This window comes from Rhodococcus tibetensis (genome assembly GCF_024438035.1).
In the GTDB taxonomy this organism is placed as follows: Bacteria; Actinomycetota; Actinomycetes; order Mycobacteriales; family Mycobacteriaceae; genus Rhodococcus_F; species Rhodococcus_F tibetensis.
Window position 1 is genome coordinate 42,962 of the sequence record NZ_JANFQF010000015.1, and the last position, 14,374, is coordinate 57,335.

Below are 14,374 nucleotides of genomic sequence, written 5' to 3' on the forward strand. Positions count from 1 at the left end.
GAAGTTGTTTCCACGCTGCGAGATTCATTCAATTCCTCTCTCGAAGGAGCTCAGATGGGCAACGTCGCGCGTGCCGGAAGCCTCGAAGCAGCCAACAAGAAGCTCGTCGCCGAATTCATGGAGGTCTTCTCCACCGGCAACGTCGAGGCGATCCTCGGCTACCTTGCACCCACCGCCACCTGGTGGGTTGCCGGCACCATCGACGGAATCTCCGGCACCAAGAACAAGCAGGAGTTCCGCGAGATGCTCTCGGGTCTGTCCGCGAATACCAAGACCGGCGCGATCGCTCTGACCCCGATTGCGTGGACCGCGGAAGACGACCGTGTCGCGGTGGAGACCGAGTCGTACTCGGAGATGAACAACGGCCGCGTCTACAACAACCTCTACCACTTCGTCTTCGAGGTCCGAGACGGACTCATCCAGTCCGTCAAGGAGTTCCTCGACACCGAACACACGCGGGCCGTGTTCCTCTGATCCCGAATCACTCCCCCATTCACGCACTGACGCAAGGAGATACATCCATGGATGTCGGAATGCTACTCGTCTTCCAGAACTACCACGAGAACGTCAGCGATCAGGAGGTGTTCGTCCGCGAGCTCGAGATGGGCGTCGCCGCGGAGAAGTACGGCTTCGATGCCGTCTGGTCCGCCGAGCACCACTTCGACGACTACTCGATGTGCCCGGACAACATGCAGATCATGTCGTATCTCGCGGCCCGCACGTCGACGGTCAAGCTCGGCACCGGCGCCGTGATCCTGCCGTGGAACAACCCCGTCCGCGTCGTCGAGAAGATGACGATGCTCGACATGATGTCCGGTGGTCGCGCTCTGTACGGCATGGGCCGCGGCCTGGCCAAGATGGAGTACGACGCGTTCGGAATCCCGATGGACGAAGCGCGTGGACGCTTCGTCGAAAGCGCCGAGATGACGATCGAGGGTCTGCGCACCGGCGTCGTCGACAATCCCGACGGCGAGTTCTACCCACAGTCACGCGTCGAGATCCGCCCCGCGCCGAACCCGGCATTCGAGTGGGGACGCGACCGTCTGTTCGGTGCCGCGATGTCGCCCGACTCGGTACCGGTCATCGCCGATCTCGGCGTGCGCATGATGACGTTCATGCAGTTCGAGTTCGACAAGCACGTCGAGACGATCACCCGGTGGCGCGACCTCTACCGCGAGCGCTGGGGCACCGAGCCGTTGCCGCCGGTCATCCAGGACTTCGTGGTCTGCCACGAGGACGAGGAGGAAGCCCGCCGACTCGCCTACGCGCACACCGCCCGCTATTTCCTGTCGGTCATCAAGCACTACGACTTTGCCGGCGAGCACTGGCGGAACACGAAGGGCTACGAGACCTACCAGGTGGGCGCGGACATGATCCGCGAGGCGGGTATGGAAGCCGCCGCGGACGCCTACGTCGAGGCCAACGTGTACGGCACGCCCGAGCAGATCGTCGAGAAGTACGCCGCCCGGCACGAGAAGATCGGGGACTTCTTCGCCAACGCCGCCTTCGCGTTCGGTGGCATGCCGATCGACCAGGCCGAGAAGGCCCTGAAGCTCTACGGCGAAAAGGTCGTCCCCGAGCTCCAGAAGATGAAGGCACCGGTTCCGGCCAGCGCCTGACCTCAATTGGGCGGTGCCCGGGTACGCACCGGGCACCGCCTGTCCCATCCCTTCGGAGGACAAAATGAATTCCACTGCCACCCAAGACTTCACTAGCGAATTTCGCGATGCGATGGCTAGCGTGTGCACCCCCGTGACGGTGGTGACCGCACTCGACGGCGCCCGGCCGCACGGGACCACCGTGAGCGCCTTCGCGTCGCTGTCGATGAATCCTCCGATGGTCCTGGTCGCACTCGACCGCGGCTCCGACCTGCTCGCGGTGGTGCGTGAGCACGGCAGGTTCGGAATCAACGTCCTCGGTCACGGTCAGGACGGTCTGGCCCTGACCTTCGCCCGCAAGGGCAGCGACAAGTTCGACGGCATCGGATGGTCCCTGTCCGCAGGTGTGCCCCGCATCGACGGTGCACCCGGTTGGGTGGCCTGCAGCGTCGCCGATCTCGTCGAAGGCGGCGACCACGTCGTGGTTCTCGGGCACGTCGAGCACGCCGATCGCGGGGACCACCCGCCGCTGACGTATCACCGGCGCACTTTCGGCACCCACAGCGCAGAACAGGAGTAATCGCCATGCCACGGACCCCCGCTCAGGATGTCGAACTCGCGGTCGAGACCCTCGCCGCCGGCGGCATCGTCGTCGTCGTGGACGACGACGATCGCGAGAACGAAGGCGACCTCGTCGCCGCCGCGGCGGCGATCACTACCCAGCAGATGGCGTTCATCGTCCGGCACACGACCGGCATCATCTGTGCGCCGATGACGACGCACCGCGCCGACGCGCTCGACCTGCCCCTCATGGTCGAGCGCAACACCGACGCGCACGGCACCGCCTTCACCATCACCGTCGATCACGTCTCCACCGGCACCGGCGTCAGCGCCGCAGACCGAACCGCAACGGTGCGGGCCCTCGCCTCCGACGCAACCGTGCCCGCCGACCTGCGCCGACCCGGCCACATCTTTCCGCTGCGCGCCCGAGAAGGCGGCGTCCTGGCCCGCGCCGGCCACACCGAGGCGACCGTCGACCTGCTGCGTCTCGCCGGTGCCGGCGACGTAGGAGTCATCGGCGAGATCGTCGCCGAGGACGGATCCATGCGCCGCGGCGCCGACCTGATCGAGTTCGCCCGCGAGCACGACCTACCGATACTGCGCATCGCCGATCTGGTCCGCTACCGCGCCGCGACCGAACCATTCGTCGAGCTCGTCGCCGAATCCACCATGCCCACCGAGTTCGGTCAGTTCCGGGCGGTGGCGTTCCGGTCGGTCCTCGACGGGACCGAACACCTCGCGCTGGTCATGGGCGACGTCGCAGCCGCAGGACGCACCCCGGAAGGAGTGCTGGTGCGGGTGCACAGCGAGTGCCTCACCGGTGACATCCTCGGATCCCTGCGCTGCGACTGCGGAGCCCAGCTCGAACGTGCCCTCGCCGAGATCGCCCGCGAGGGATGCGGAGTGCTGGTGTACCTGCGGGGCCACGAAGGGCGTGGGATTGGGCTCGCTCACAAGATCCGCGCCTACTCACTGCAGGAGCAGGGACTCGACACCGTCGATGCCAACCGCGCGCTGGGACTGCCCGACGACTCACGTAGCTACGGTGTCGGCGCACGCATCCTCGCCGACCTCGGCGTCCGGCGGATGCGGCTGATCACCAACAACCCCAGCAAACTCGGTGGTCTGGAAGGTTACTCGATCGACATCGTCGGCCGCGTGGCACTCCCCACCGTGATCACCGTCCACAACGTGCGGTATCTGCGCGCGAAGCGGGACCGAATGGGACACGACCTCGATACCCTCCCGAAAGTGATCGCTACCTGAGAAGGCGGTACGTTGTGATATCCCACAAAGGCGGCGGGGTGGAGATACAGCGACTACATCCGCGAAAGTGAGGGACTGGCATGGCACTGCTGCCGAGCATGGGTGTTGAGACGATGAGTCCGCATCCCGACGCCACCGGCGAGACAATGCCACCCCCGGCAACCCGCCCCCGCGAACGCGATGTCATCACCGCCTTCGCCGAGATCACCGGTGAGGCCATCACCGACGCCGACCTCGAACAGCTGCTGCGCTCTGTCTGCGTGAAACTATGCAGCGTGATCGGGGTATCGCGCTCGTCGCTCTACCTCAAGCGACCCGACGGTCGCTTCCGCGGCGCCGCCGGGCACTGCGCGGATAAAGGCGACCTCACCGAGGCCGTCAAACGCCAGGAGTCGGGCGTCGCCGGTGACCGGTTCAGCCGGGAAGTCATCGAAACCGGACGACCGGTACTCATCGATGACGTCACCAACGATCCGCGGCCGCACCGGCGCACCATGGAGCACTGGCGGGTGCGCGCTATGCTCGGCGTCCCGCTGGTGTTCGACGGCGAGGTCATCGGCCTGCTCTTCGTCGACAACAAGGACCGTGAGCACCTCTACACTCAGGAAGACATCGAGATCGCCGAGATGTTCGCGCAGCTCAGCGCGCTGTTCATCAGCCAGGCGATGCTCAACGTCCGCTTGCGCAGCCAGGCATCGGAGATCGCCCGCAGCCGCAACACCCTCGCCTACCTCGCGGACGTGCACCGCAAGCTCACCAACGCCGTCCTCGAAGGCGCTGACATCCACAGCGTGGTGACGCTGCTCAGCGACCTGTCCGCCAAACCCGTCGTGCTCTACGACGAGGACTTTCGGGTGCTCGCCTGGGCTGCTCCCCCCACACTCGGTCTCGACCGCCCCCCGGCGATCTCCGAGCAGATCCGGGGGATGCCATCGGTCGAAGCCGAACTCGCCGCGCTGAGCCCGGAACGTCCGTCCGCGGTGGTCCCACCCACCCTGTCCGTCGGCCTCGGCCGTCGGCACCTGATGTGCCGACTGGTGATCGAAGGCAAACCGAACGGCTACCTCAGTATCGTCGAGGTCGGCCGGTCGCTCGAACAGGTCGACGCGAACCTCGCCGAGCACGGAGCAACGGTGCTCTCACTGCAGATCCTTTCCGAACGCCGACAGATCGAGACGCAAGGGCAGGCCCGCGACGACTACCTGTCCGACCTGTTGCGCAACACCCGCGACAAGGAACACCTGTTGCGCCGCGGCCCGCAGTTCGGAATCGACCTGACCCACCCCCACGTACTGGTTCGGTTCACTCTTTCGGCAGATCCCCGGATGACAGCCTCCGCGGCGCAACGGCTGGTCACTCGCCGCTTCCGAGAGATCCTGGGCATCGACGAACCGGCGGCGGTGAAACTGCCCGGCAGCATCATCGTGCTCGTACCGTTGCCCGACGGCGGCTCCGCCGAGGAACTCCGGACCGTCCGCGACCGTGTCAGTGAAGTGCAAACCTCGCTGCAGGCACACCTCGCTACGGGCGCGACCGTTATCTCCGGAGTGTGCCGCGACGTCACCGACTTCCCGCCGGCCGCGCGCGAGATGCGCGAGGTCGCCGACATCGCGCGATCGTTCGAGTGGTCCGACGGTGTCCTCGACGTCACCGAGCTCGGACTGTTTCGCGTCGTCGTCAGCTCGGGCCGCGTCAAGGAGGCAGTCCGCTTCGCCCACGACTACGTCCACGCGGTCCAGGGCGCCGACGACGGAGTTCTCCTCGAGACGTGGCGGGCATTCGTCATCGCGGAGGGACGGGTGCAAGGCGCAGCCGTCGCACTGAACGTGCACGAGAACACGGTGCGATACAGGATGGGGAAGATCAAGGAAATCACCGGCCTGGACCCGACGAGCCTCGACGTTTTGCTCTCCGCGCGCCTGGCCTTTCAAATCCTCGACTTCGCAGCTCGCTGAACAGCGCGGACACCTACCCAGAGAGCATTGTAGGAATCCACAACAGCCCTCCGAAAAGTACAGTGCCACCACAGGACAACGCCGATACGTTCTACCCATGCCGACCGACACCACACACAGCGACCTCCTCGGAGTCGATCTCACCGCAGTGCGGGACTGGATGGACGCGCAGGGACTGGGGTCCGGCGACCTGACCGCGGTCTCCCCTATCGGAGGCGGGACCCAGAACATCATGCTCGGCTTCGAACGCTCCGGGACCCGCTATGTCCTGAGACGAGGACCGAAACACCTGCGCCCGCATTCGAACCGCATGATGGTCCGGGAGATGACGCTGCTCCGTGCCTTGTCCGGTACCGCCGTTCCCCACCCGACGTTCGTCGCCGGCAACGAGAACACCGACGTACTGGGTGCGGCGTTCTACCTGATGCACGCTGTGGACGGCTACAACGCCGCCGAAAGCCTCTCCCCGGTCCACGCAGCGAACCACAAGCTCCGGCACCGCATGGGCCTGGAAATGATCGACGCGCTCACCGAACTCGGCCGGATCGACCCCCCGGCGATCGGACTGACCGACTTCGGCCGACCCGACGGATTCCTCGAACGCCAGGTCCGCCGGTGGAGCAGCGAACTCGAGTCGTACACACTCTTGCCCGGATATCCCACCGTGTTGCTTCCCGGCGTCGACCGGATCGCCTCGTGGCTCGACGACAACCGGCCCCGGCAATGGTCACCGGGCATCCTGCACGGCGACTACCACGTCTCCAACGTCATGTTCGACCACGTCGACCCGACAGTAACGGCGATCGTCGACTGGGAGATGGCCACCATCGGCGACCCACTGCTCGACCTCGGGTGGATCTTCGCGATGTGGCCCGATCATGACGGCGGACCCGATCTACTCGAGAGCCGTCTCGCCGTCGCCGGCGGCCTGCCGACCCGGGCGGAACTCCTCGAGCGGTACGCCGCGAACACCGATCGGGACCTGAGCGCGATCGACTGGTACACCGCTCTCGCCGGTTTCAAACTCGGGATCATCCTCGAAGGCACCTACGCCCGCGCCTGCTCCGGGCAAGCATCCACCGAGGTCGGCGACCGGCTGCACCGGTACGCCGTCCAACTGTTCGAGCGCACCCTGCGCTTCCTCGACTGACCCACCGCACCGCACACCGGAGGTACGAAACATGGCATGGGAATTCTCCACCGAACCCGAGTTCCAGCAGAAGCTGGACTGGATGACCGCATTCGTGCGTGACGAGATCCGTCCGCTCGAAACTCTCGAACTGACGTGGCCGCAGCTGCTCGAGGCCATCTCCCCGCTGCAACGTGAGGTCAAGGCCCAGCAGCTGTGGGCCGCACACCTCGACCCCGAGCTCGGCGGTCAGGGCTACGGTCAGGTCAAGCTCGGCCTGATGCACGAGATCCTCGGTTCCTCTCCACTCGGTCCGCTCGTGTTCGGCTGCCAGGCACCGGATTCCGGCAACGCTGAAATCCTCGCCGCGGTAGGCACCGACGAGCAGAAACGCCAATGGCTCGGCCCGCTCCTGGCGGGTGAAAAGTACTCGGCCTTCGCACTGACCGAACCCGACAACGCCGGCGCCGACCCGACGAACCTGCAGACGACTGCGGTGCGAGACAGCAACAGCTGGATTCTCAACGGACACAAGTGGTTCATCAGCAACGCATCGACCGCCGACTTCGTCATCGTCGTCGCCGTCACCGAACCCGACGCCGAACGGCACCGCCGTGCATCGCAATTCATCGTCCCAATCGACGCACCGGGCCTCGATGTGGTACGAGACATCGCGTCGATGGAGAACCCGTCGCCGCGCGAGCACACCTACGGCTCGCACTGCGAGGTAATGCTACGCAACGTGCGTGTCGGTAACGACGCGCTGCTCGGCAATCCCGGCGACGGGTTCCTGATCTCCCAAAAGCGCCTCGGTCCCGGGCGTATCCACCACTGCATGCGGTGGATCGGTCAGGCCAACCGCGCCTTCGACATGATGTGCGAGCGCGCCACGTACCGCTTCGCGCACGGCAGCGTCCTCGGTGAAAAGCAGACCGTCCGCAACTGGATCGCCGACTCCGCCGCCGAGATGCAGGCCCTGCGACTGATGACGCTGCAGGCGGCCTGGATGATCGACACCAAGGGCACCAAGGAGGCCCGCAAGGAGATCGCGATGATCAAGTACTACGGCGCGAAGATCCTGCACGACATCATCGACCGGTCCGTCCAGACCCACGGCTCCCTCGGCTACAGCTCCGACCTGCCCCTGGACTTCATGTACCGGGCGGCACGTGCAGCGCGCCTGTACGACGGCCCCGACGAGGTGCACCGCGACACCGTCGCCAAGCTCATCCTGCGCGGCTACGAGGCCCCCGCCGACCGGATTCCGACCGAGCACGTGCCCACGCGCCGTCGCGCCGCGCAGCAGCGCTACGCCGCGCTGTTCGACGAGATCCTGGCCTCAGTCTGATCCCCACTCTTGCCGGGACGAGGTCCGAGCCGGTGCGGGGCCTCACGACGAATACTCTTTGTAGCGCCTCGGGTCTCACGGAGCGGCGGTCAGACCCGAGGCGCGGCCCAGGAGGTCTCCGGACAACCTCACCGCGGACGCACGCACGTGGTACGAACGCTCGCGCTGAACCTTGGAAGTAGCCGGCAATCGGAAACAATTACCGTCTCTGGTCAGGGTGCTGTGCACCGAGAACGTGGCCGGGCCAGACGCGTTTCGCAAGGGAGAGGACCGGAGGCAGGGCCGGGTTGTCCGAGGTCGGGCGCCACGCCATGCGCAGATGGATCGGCAGGGTCTCGTCGAGCACCCGCAGGAAGTGCACATGCGGGTCCGTCACGTTCTCCGCCACGGACGACACCGTCAGGGAGCATCCGACTTCGGCCCCCACCAGCGCCATGGCGGTCCACGAATCGGGTGCCCTCTGCACGATGTCGGGATCGAACCCCGCCCCAGGCTCAGTCGGCGCAGCCGGTCACCCAGGACCGAGCCGGCGTCATGGCCGGACGGGCACTGGTGCGTGACGCCGCCCGGGCCAGCAGCCGGACATCCCGGTATCTCGCTGGTGCCCTCGTACACTACCTTCACGCCGCGCATCCACACCGCTCGCACCCAACCCACGAACTGCGGGTCGTGAACTCGTCGAAATCGGCGATTCCTCGAGCATTGCAACGACTTTCCGGCGCCGATCTATCGCAGCTCCGTCGCCGAAGCGCCCGCGACTGCGAGGAAGCGCACTTGTTCGCTTACCAGTCGGAGTACGGGGGGGATTCCCCGACTGGGCTGGTCCGATGCGGACGACGCGGTGCCTTGCCATCAGAGACTTCGCCGGTTGCGTGAACGCGAACTCGAGGCGATCGGATGCGACCCGAACGCCGCCGACAGCGATGCGGACAGCCTCGAAGCGTTGGTCGAGCTACTTCCCGGCAATGAAAGCGGCCTCGGCGCCTGCGCAACCAGTTCGGTGGGCACGCCGCCTGATGAACCGAATCCGCCGGGATCGCCTGAGCCGTGACGACCTCGACCCGATTCGACGTCACCCGCTTCCCCGACGAACACCAGACATTCACCGCAGGTGCCGTACGCCATTGCACCACCCTGTTGGCAGCAACTGGTCAGGTCGGTTGCTTCTCCAGGTCGGTGAGATACTCGTCCAGGACGGTGGACGCGGTAGCGTCGGCGCGCTCATGCAGGTGTGTGCGGAGACGTCGTGCCAACCGGTTCACCGCAGGTCCGGCGTCGAGCACCGGTCGTACCAGCCCGAGTCGAGCGCATTGCTCGGCTAGGGGCAGCAGTTTCGTCAGCGCGGCCTCCTCCTGACCCATGGCGGCCAACACTTCCACCTGCAGCAGGGCGGCGTTGAGGAATGCCCGCGGGCGGACCCGACGGTCGATTGACGCGACGAGGGCGTGTGCCCGCTCGTAGACCGGCGCGAGGTCCTGATCGTGGGTGGCCAGTGCCGCCCGGATCGCCGAGTCCTCTTCCAATTCGAAGGTGATGACGGCGATTCCGTTGTTCCGGTCGGGCAGTTGCCGGCTGTCGAGTTCGAGAATCGGGGTCCCGGAAGCCGCGTGTCCGATTCCGGCTCGAACTCGTTCGTTGGCGATTCGTGCTGCCAAGCGGGGCAAGCGCAGTTGCCCCGCCAGCCGGGCGCCCTCGTCGAGACGCGACTTCGCCGCGTCCTCGTGCCCGAGCAGGTACTTCAATCGTGCGCCCGTGCCGTAGGTGGCGAGCATGAAGTCGACGGTGCCGCCCTCGGCGCCCAAGGTGTGGCTGCGGTCGAGGAGTTGGTCGGCGTCGGCGAGGTGGCCCTGTTCGTACAGCAAGTCGCCGACCAGAGCAGCGGTGAGCCGGGTGCCGTAGCCCAAGCCTTCCTCGGCCTCGGAGACCAGTGCCATAGCGTGCCGGAAGCTCGCCTCAGCCGCCGGGAGATCGAGTTGTTCCCGTGCTGCGATCCCCGCCATGCAGTATCCGTACATCACGCTGAAGGGCCCGGTGGAGCGCTGGTGGAAAGGCAGCGCCCATTTCTGCCATCGGCGTGCTTCGTCGAAGTCGAAGCGGTAGATAGCGTGGAAGGACGCGGCGTCGGCGGCTCCGCACAACACCCATGGTCGCAGTGTCTCCGTCCGGGCAATGCATCCCTCGACGGCCTCGTCGAGTCCGTCGATCTTGTCGTCGAACACGTTGACCGCGGCCCGGATGAATGTGGCCTCGACCCGCATGTCCGCTGCGGTGCGATCGTCGACTCCGTTGTCCAGCGCTGTTTCCGCGGCGGAGAGAAACTGTTCGGCTTCGCGCGGGTGGTGCAGCAGTGCGTGCGCCCACGCGATCGCGATCTGCAGGCGGGGCTTGTCGGTAGTCGCTTTCGCCGGCAGTTTCGCGGCGAGGCCGAGCAGCGTCCCCATCTGCGACTGCTCGAGCAGATCCATCGCAGCGTCCTCGACCAACGCGACAGCGTCCTCCTCGTCACCAGCGAGAAGGTAGTGGTCGACCGACTGGCTGAGAAGGTGCCGGTCCGCGAACCACCCACCTGCTCGCCGATGGAGCTCGACAACTCGGTCGGGATCGTCACGCTCGAGGCGATGTTGGAGGAATTCGGCGAACAGGTGGTGGTAGCGGAACCACTCCCCCTCTTCGTCGAGCCGGCGCAAGAACAGGTCCCGTGACTCGATGTCCTCGAGTGCCGCTTGGCCTTCCTGGTTGTCGGTGAGCGCGCGTGCCAAGCTGCCGCACGTCTTCTCGGTGATCGACGTTGCGAGGAGGAGATCGAGGGTGCGTCGATCGAGACTGCCGAGGACGTTCTCGGCCAGATACTCGCCGATCGCCCGATTCCCTCCGGTCAGGTGCTCAATCAGCTCGCGGGGGTTCGGGTGATCACGTAATGCCAGCGAGACCAGTTGCAGTGCCGCCGCCCACCCGTCCGTCGACTGTTCCAGCTCGACGATATCGGGTGCGTCCAGATCGAGACCGGAGCGGTCGACGAGCAACTGGGTCGACTCACGGACGCTGAAACGCAGTGCTGCGGAGTCTATTTCAACCAGTTCGTTGTGCACGCTCATTCTGCTGAGCGGGAGACCGAGGCGGGTGCGGCTGGTGACGATCAAGTGGAGGTGGTGGCAGCCGTGCTCGAGCAGGAATGCCAGCGCCGACCGTGTGTCCTCGTTGCTCACGCGGTGCCAATCGTCGATGACGAGGGCGACATGCTGGTCAGAGGAATGGAGCTTGTCGATCAATGAGGTGAGTACATACCGCTCGCGGCCCGCGCCGTGTACTTCGATTTCGCGCACCAGTTCTCGGCCGAAGGCTGGTTGCGCGACGGCAATGGACTCGATCAGATGGGTGAGGAACCAGATGAGCGTGTTGTCGTCGTTGTCTATCGTCAGCCAGGCGGTCGCCACGCCCTCGCTCCGGAGTGCCGCGAGGCGTTGGGCGGCCACTGTGCTCTTCCCGAACCCCGCGGGTGCGTGGATGAGCACCAGACGCGGACGACCGCTGCGGCGCAGGCGCTCGAGCAGGTGCGTGCGCGCCACCGTCGCCCCCGGTGTGACCGGTGGACGGTACTTGGTGGAGGCGCTCGGTGGCGCGGGGTGATCTAGCGGGGTCCCGCCGCCACGTCGATATCGAAGGTATTGCGACACACCGAACGTGACCTCGTCGGAAGGCCGGAAGGGGCGGTCCTCGTCACCGACGATCGGAAGTGGGATATCCGCCAGTGCGAGACCGATCTGTTCTCCCGCCCGTCGCAGCGCGGCACCGAGTTCGGCAGCGGTGGTGGGACGGTCCGCGGGGTCTCGGGCCATGGCCGCCTCGATCACGGTGCACACCGCCTCGGGTACTCCCCCGTCGCGAAGATCGGGCAGCGGTTCCGTTCCGATGCGCATCAGCTGCGCGAAGACCGGCTCCCCACGGCGGCGGGCAAACGCCGGTCGGCCCGCCAGCGCAGTGAACAGTGTTGCGCCGAGTCCGTAGACATCCGTGACGGTCGAGGCGTCGGAGCCGCTGAGCAGCTCCGGGGCGGTGTACGCGGGGGATCCGGCCACCAAACCCCGGGTGGTCTCCTCACCTCCCGTGATGCGGGCGATACCGAAGTCGGTCAGCTGCGGTTCGCCGTACTCGGTCAGCAGAATGTTGCCCGGTTTGATGTCGCGATGCAGCACTCCCGCGCGGTGCGCGGTTTCGAGAGCACCGGCAAGTTTGACACCGACGGCCAGTGCCTCGGCGGCCGTCAAAGCTCCGTGGTTGGTGATCCAGGAGTCGAGAGAGTCGCGGCGATGAAACGGCATCACGATATAGGGGCGTCCGGTGTGGGTGATTCCGGCTTGCAACACGTGCACGATGTTCGGATGCCCGGACAGCCGCCCCATTGCCTGCTGCTCACGCAGGAAACGGGCGCGATCCAGGTGGTCCGGATCGGGACTGAGGACCTTGACGGCAACTACACGGTCGAGCGCGGGTTGCCGGCACCGGTAGACGATACCGAAGCCGCCGCGGCCGGCGATGCATGCGTCTTCGAAACCTTCGGCCGCCAACTCCGCGACGATGTCTGCATCGACCTGGCGTTGCGTGTTCTCGGCGGCGTCGTAAGACATGGCAATCCCTCAGCGCACCGTGACCGGTTCGTCGATGCGCCGCGCCCGGGCTGACCAACACCTGCCCATGGGGTCTCCTCGCGATACGACCCCATTCTAGATACCGCCGAAGCTCACTGGCGCCAATATGCCTGGTGATGTCGGTGCACTGGCAACTCACTACCGGGCCGCTGGTCACCGATCAGCGGGTTCTCGGTGACCACCAGTCCAGGGTTCTCTGTGCGACGCGGTTCGGCCGGGCTTCAGAGCGGGTTCCACCAACGGACGAAATTGTTCCACTCGAGTATCAGTGGCGATACGCCCTCCTCGAGAGGATTCGCCAAGAACAGGTCCGGCAGTAGTCCTATCATCACCAGCTCCTCTTTAGAACCGATTCCACCAGGTGGCGAACGAGTTCCACCACGTCCACGGCCAGAACGTCACGTCCCCGATACCTGCCGGAAGGTCGAACACAACACCGATCATGAGTGCACCTTTCGGGAAAGCTCCACGAACATGCTGTGTATCGGCGCCGCGGCGCTCAGCGCTACCGGTTGTGTATGACCATGGATTCGGTACCGTTCGGTGTCGACCCGCGACCGCGTGTCATTCGATCGGCTCTGCACAACCGAACTGGGAGGTTCCCGTGGCTGGTGGTCTCGTCGCCCTGTTGGACGACGTCGCGGCACTCGCGAAAGCAGCCGCGGCATCCGTCGACGACATCGGAGCTGCGGCCGGCAAGGCCAGCGTCAAGGCAGCGGGTGTGGTCGTCGACGACGCCGCCGTCACCCCCCGCTACGTGCACGGGTTCTCCCCTAATCGCGAATTGCCCATCATCCGCAAGATCGCGATCGGGTCGATCCGCAACAAACTCCTGATCATCCTTCCGGCGGCGATGATCCTGAGCGAGTTCCTGCCGCAGGCTCTGCCGTACCTGCTGATCGCCGGTGGCCTGTTCCTGTGTTTCGAGGGAGCCGAGAAGGTCTACGAAGCACTCATCGGCGGTCACCACAAGGATGAGGGCGCGACCGAAGGGCAGAGCGGACCCGAGCACGAGAAGACGATGGTCAGCGGCGCGATCCGCACCGACCTGATCCTGTCCGCCGAGATCATGGTGATTTCACTGTCGTCGGTCGAGGACGAACCGTTCTTCACTCGGCTGTTGGTGCTCCTCGTCGTCGCGGTCCTCATCACCGTCCTGGTGTACGGCGTGGTCGCCCTGATCGTGAAGATGGACGACGTGGGTCTGGCGCTCGCCCGACGAGAGTCGTCGTTCAGTCAGCGGATCGGTCGAGGGCTCGTTGCCGCGATGCCGAAGGTGATGGCGGTGCTCACCGTGGTCGGGATCGCCGCGATGCTGTGGGTCGGCGGCCACATCCTGATCGTCAACATTGGCGAGGCAGGATTCCACTGGCCGGCCGATCGCCTCCACGATCTCGAACACTGGTTCGGCGATCTCGTGCAGGGCGGCTTCGACGGTGTTCTGTCCTGGACTGCGGGGACCGTGGTGTCCGCACTCGTCGGGCTCGTCGTCGGCGCGATCGTCGTCCTGATCGTGCACTTGATTCCGAAGCGGAAGAAAAGCGCCTCGGCGCACTGACGCGTCCGGGCCGGCCGACGGGGCGATTCGGGCGAGATGATGGGAGGAGGGACTGTGCGCCAGGGGCCGCCTACGGCACGGCTCCCAACCCCCACGTTGGTGACGAATCCTAGGCCGCCATGCCCCCGACCCGATCGACGGAACCGGGCAAGAGTCCTGTCTGCCCTTTCAACCTGTCGTCCCAGACCGAGTCCTCATCCTCGCCAGCAGGCAGCGCACTAGCGAGGAAACCCTGAGCTTCGCACTTCGGCGGGGCATCCGCCGATGATCGAGCGGATGCCGTGCCGAGGAAGCCGGGGACGCCGTCGAGCGC

At 65.8% G+C, this 14,374-nt stretch carries 11 protein-coding genes; 9 read left to right on the forward strand and 2 right to left on the reverse strand.

Translation table 11 applies throughout. The annotated features are described in order from the left end of the window. The first annotated feature begins 54 nt into the window (after positions 1-54). From NOF53_RS18075 to NOF53_RS18105, 7 genes are all read left to right on the forward strand, one after another. Positions 55-474, forward strand: a complete 420-nt coding sequence (locus NOF53_RS18075) for a nuclear transport factor 2 family protein (RefSeq protein WP_255971194.1) — start codon at positions 55-57, stop codon at positions 472-474. Between the two features lie 47 nt (positions 475-521). Next, positions 522-1,619 carry an LLM class flavin-dependent oxidoreductase gene (locus NOF53_RS18080; RefSeq protein ID WP_255971196.1) on the forward strand — a complete coding sequence of 366 codons (1,098 nt, stop codon included), beginning with the start codon at positions 522-524 and terminating at the stop codon, positions 1,617-1,619. A 64-nt stretch (positions 1,620-1,683) separates the two neighbouring features. Further along, positions 1,684-2,178, forward strand: a complete 495-nt coding sequence (locus NOF53_RS18085) for a flavin reductase family protein (RefSeq protein WP_255971198.1) — start codon at positions 1,684-1,686, stop codon at positions 2,176-2,178. Positions 2,179-2,183: 5 nt separating this feature from the next. Continuing rightward, positions 2,184-3,425: a bifunctional 3,4-dihydroxy-2-butanone-4-phosphate synthase/GTP cyclohydrolase II gene (locus NOF53_RS18090; RefSeq protein WP_255971201.1), complete on the forward strand. Its 1,242-nt coding sequence runs from the start codon at positions 2,184-2,186 to the stop codon at positions 3,423-3,425. Positions 3,426-3,505: 80 nt separating this feature from the next. Next, complete coding sequence (locus NOF53_RS18095; protein WP_255971203.1) at positions 3,506-5,380, forward strand: helix-turn-helix domain-containing protein; 1,875 nt, start codon at positions 3,506-3,508, stop codon at positions 5,378-5,380. A 97-nt stretch (positions 5,381-5,477) separates the two neighbouring features. Further along, positions 5,478-6,530, forward strand: coding sequence for a phosphotransferase family protein (locus NOF53_RS18100; protein WP_255971205.1), 1,053 nt, complete (start codon positions 5,478-5,480; stop codon positions 6,528-6,530). A 31-nt stretch (positions 6,531-6,561) separates the two neighbouring features. Next, a complete protein-coding gene (locus NOF53_RS18105) occupies positions 6,562-7,857 on the forward strand; it encodes an acyl-CoA dehydrogenase family protein (RefSeq protein WP_255971207.1) in 1,296 nt (431 codons plus the stop codon). 199 nt (positions 7,858-8,056) lie between these two features. Here the strand turns inward: NOF53_RS18105 and NOF53_RS18110 are convergent, their stop codons facing one another. Continuing rightward, positions 8,057-8,323, reverse strand: coding sequence for a type 2 periplasmic-binding domain-containing protein (locus tag NOF53_RS18110; RefSeq protein ID WP_255971209.1), 267 nt, complete (start codon positions 8,321-8,323; stop codon positions 8,057-8,059). A gap of 402 nt (positions 8,324-8,725) precedes the next feature. Here NOF53_RS18110 and NOF53_RS18115 point away from each other — a divergent pair, with 402 nt between their 5' ends. Beyond that, the gene (locus NOF53_RS18115) at positions 8,726-8,908 is read left to right on the forward strand and encodes a hypothetical protein (protein WP_255971211.1); all 183 of its coding nucleotides are present in this window, start codon (positions 8,726-8,728) and stop codon (positions 8,906-8,908) included. Between the two features lie 100 nt (positions 8,909-9,008). Here NOF53_RS18115 and NOF53_RS18120 read toward each other — a convergent pair whose 3' ends face one another. Further along, entirely contained in the window at positions 9,009-12,482 is a 3,474-nt protein-coding gene (locus NOF53_RS18120; protein ID WP_255971213.1) for a serine/threonine-protein kinase, read from the reverse strand. A gap of 625 nt (positions 12,483-13,107) precedes the next feature. Here NOF53_RS18120 and NOF53_RS18125 point away from each other — a divergent pair. After that, positions 13,108-14,061, forward strand: coding sequence for a DUF808 domain-containing protein (locus NOF53_RS18125; RefSeq protein ID WP_255971215.1), 954 nt, complete (start codon positions 13,108-13,110; stop codon positions 14,059-14,061). Positions 14,062-14,374 lie beyond the last annotated feature (313 nt).

Bases quoted from the DNA above. Each gene is read 5' to 3' on its own strand.
- NOF53_RS18085 (WP_255971198.1), top strand. From the start codon at position 1,684: ATGAATTCCACTGCCACCCAAGACTTCACTAGCGAATTTCGCGATGCG.
- NOF53_RS18100 (WP_255971205.1), top strand. From the start codon at position 5,478: ATGCCGACCGACACCACACACAGCGACCTCCTCGGAGTCGATCTCACC.
- NOF53_RS18095 (WP_255971203.1), top strand. From the start codon at position 3,506: ATGGCACTGCTGCCGAGCATGGGTGTTGAGACGATGAGTCCGCATCCC.
- NOF53_RS18105 (WP_255971207.1), top strand. From the start codon at position 6,562: ATGGCATGGGAATTCTCCACCGAACCCGAGTTCCAGCAGAAGCTGGAC.
- NOF53_RS18120 (WP_255971213.1), bottom strand. From the start codon at position 12,482: ATGTCTTACGACGCCGCCGAGAACACGCAACGCCAGGTCGATGCAGAC.
- NOF53_RS18090 (WP_255971201.1), top strand. From the start codon at position 2,184: ATGCCACGGACCCCCGCTCAGGATGTCGAACTCGCGGTCGAGACCCTC.
- NOF53_RS18075 (WP_255971194.1), top strand. From the start codon at position 55: ATGGGCAACGTCGCGCGTGCCGGAAGCCTCGAAGCAGCCAACAAGAAG.
- NOF53_RS18080 (WP_255971196.1), top strand. From the start codon at position 522: ATGGATGTCGGAATGCTACTCGTCTTCCAGAACTACCACGAGAACGTC.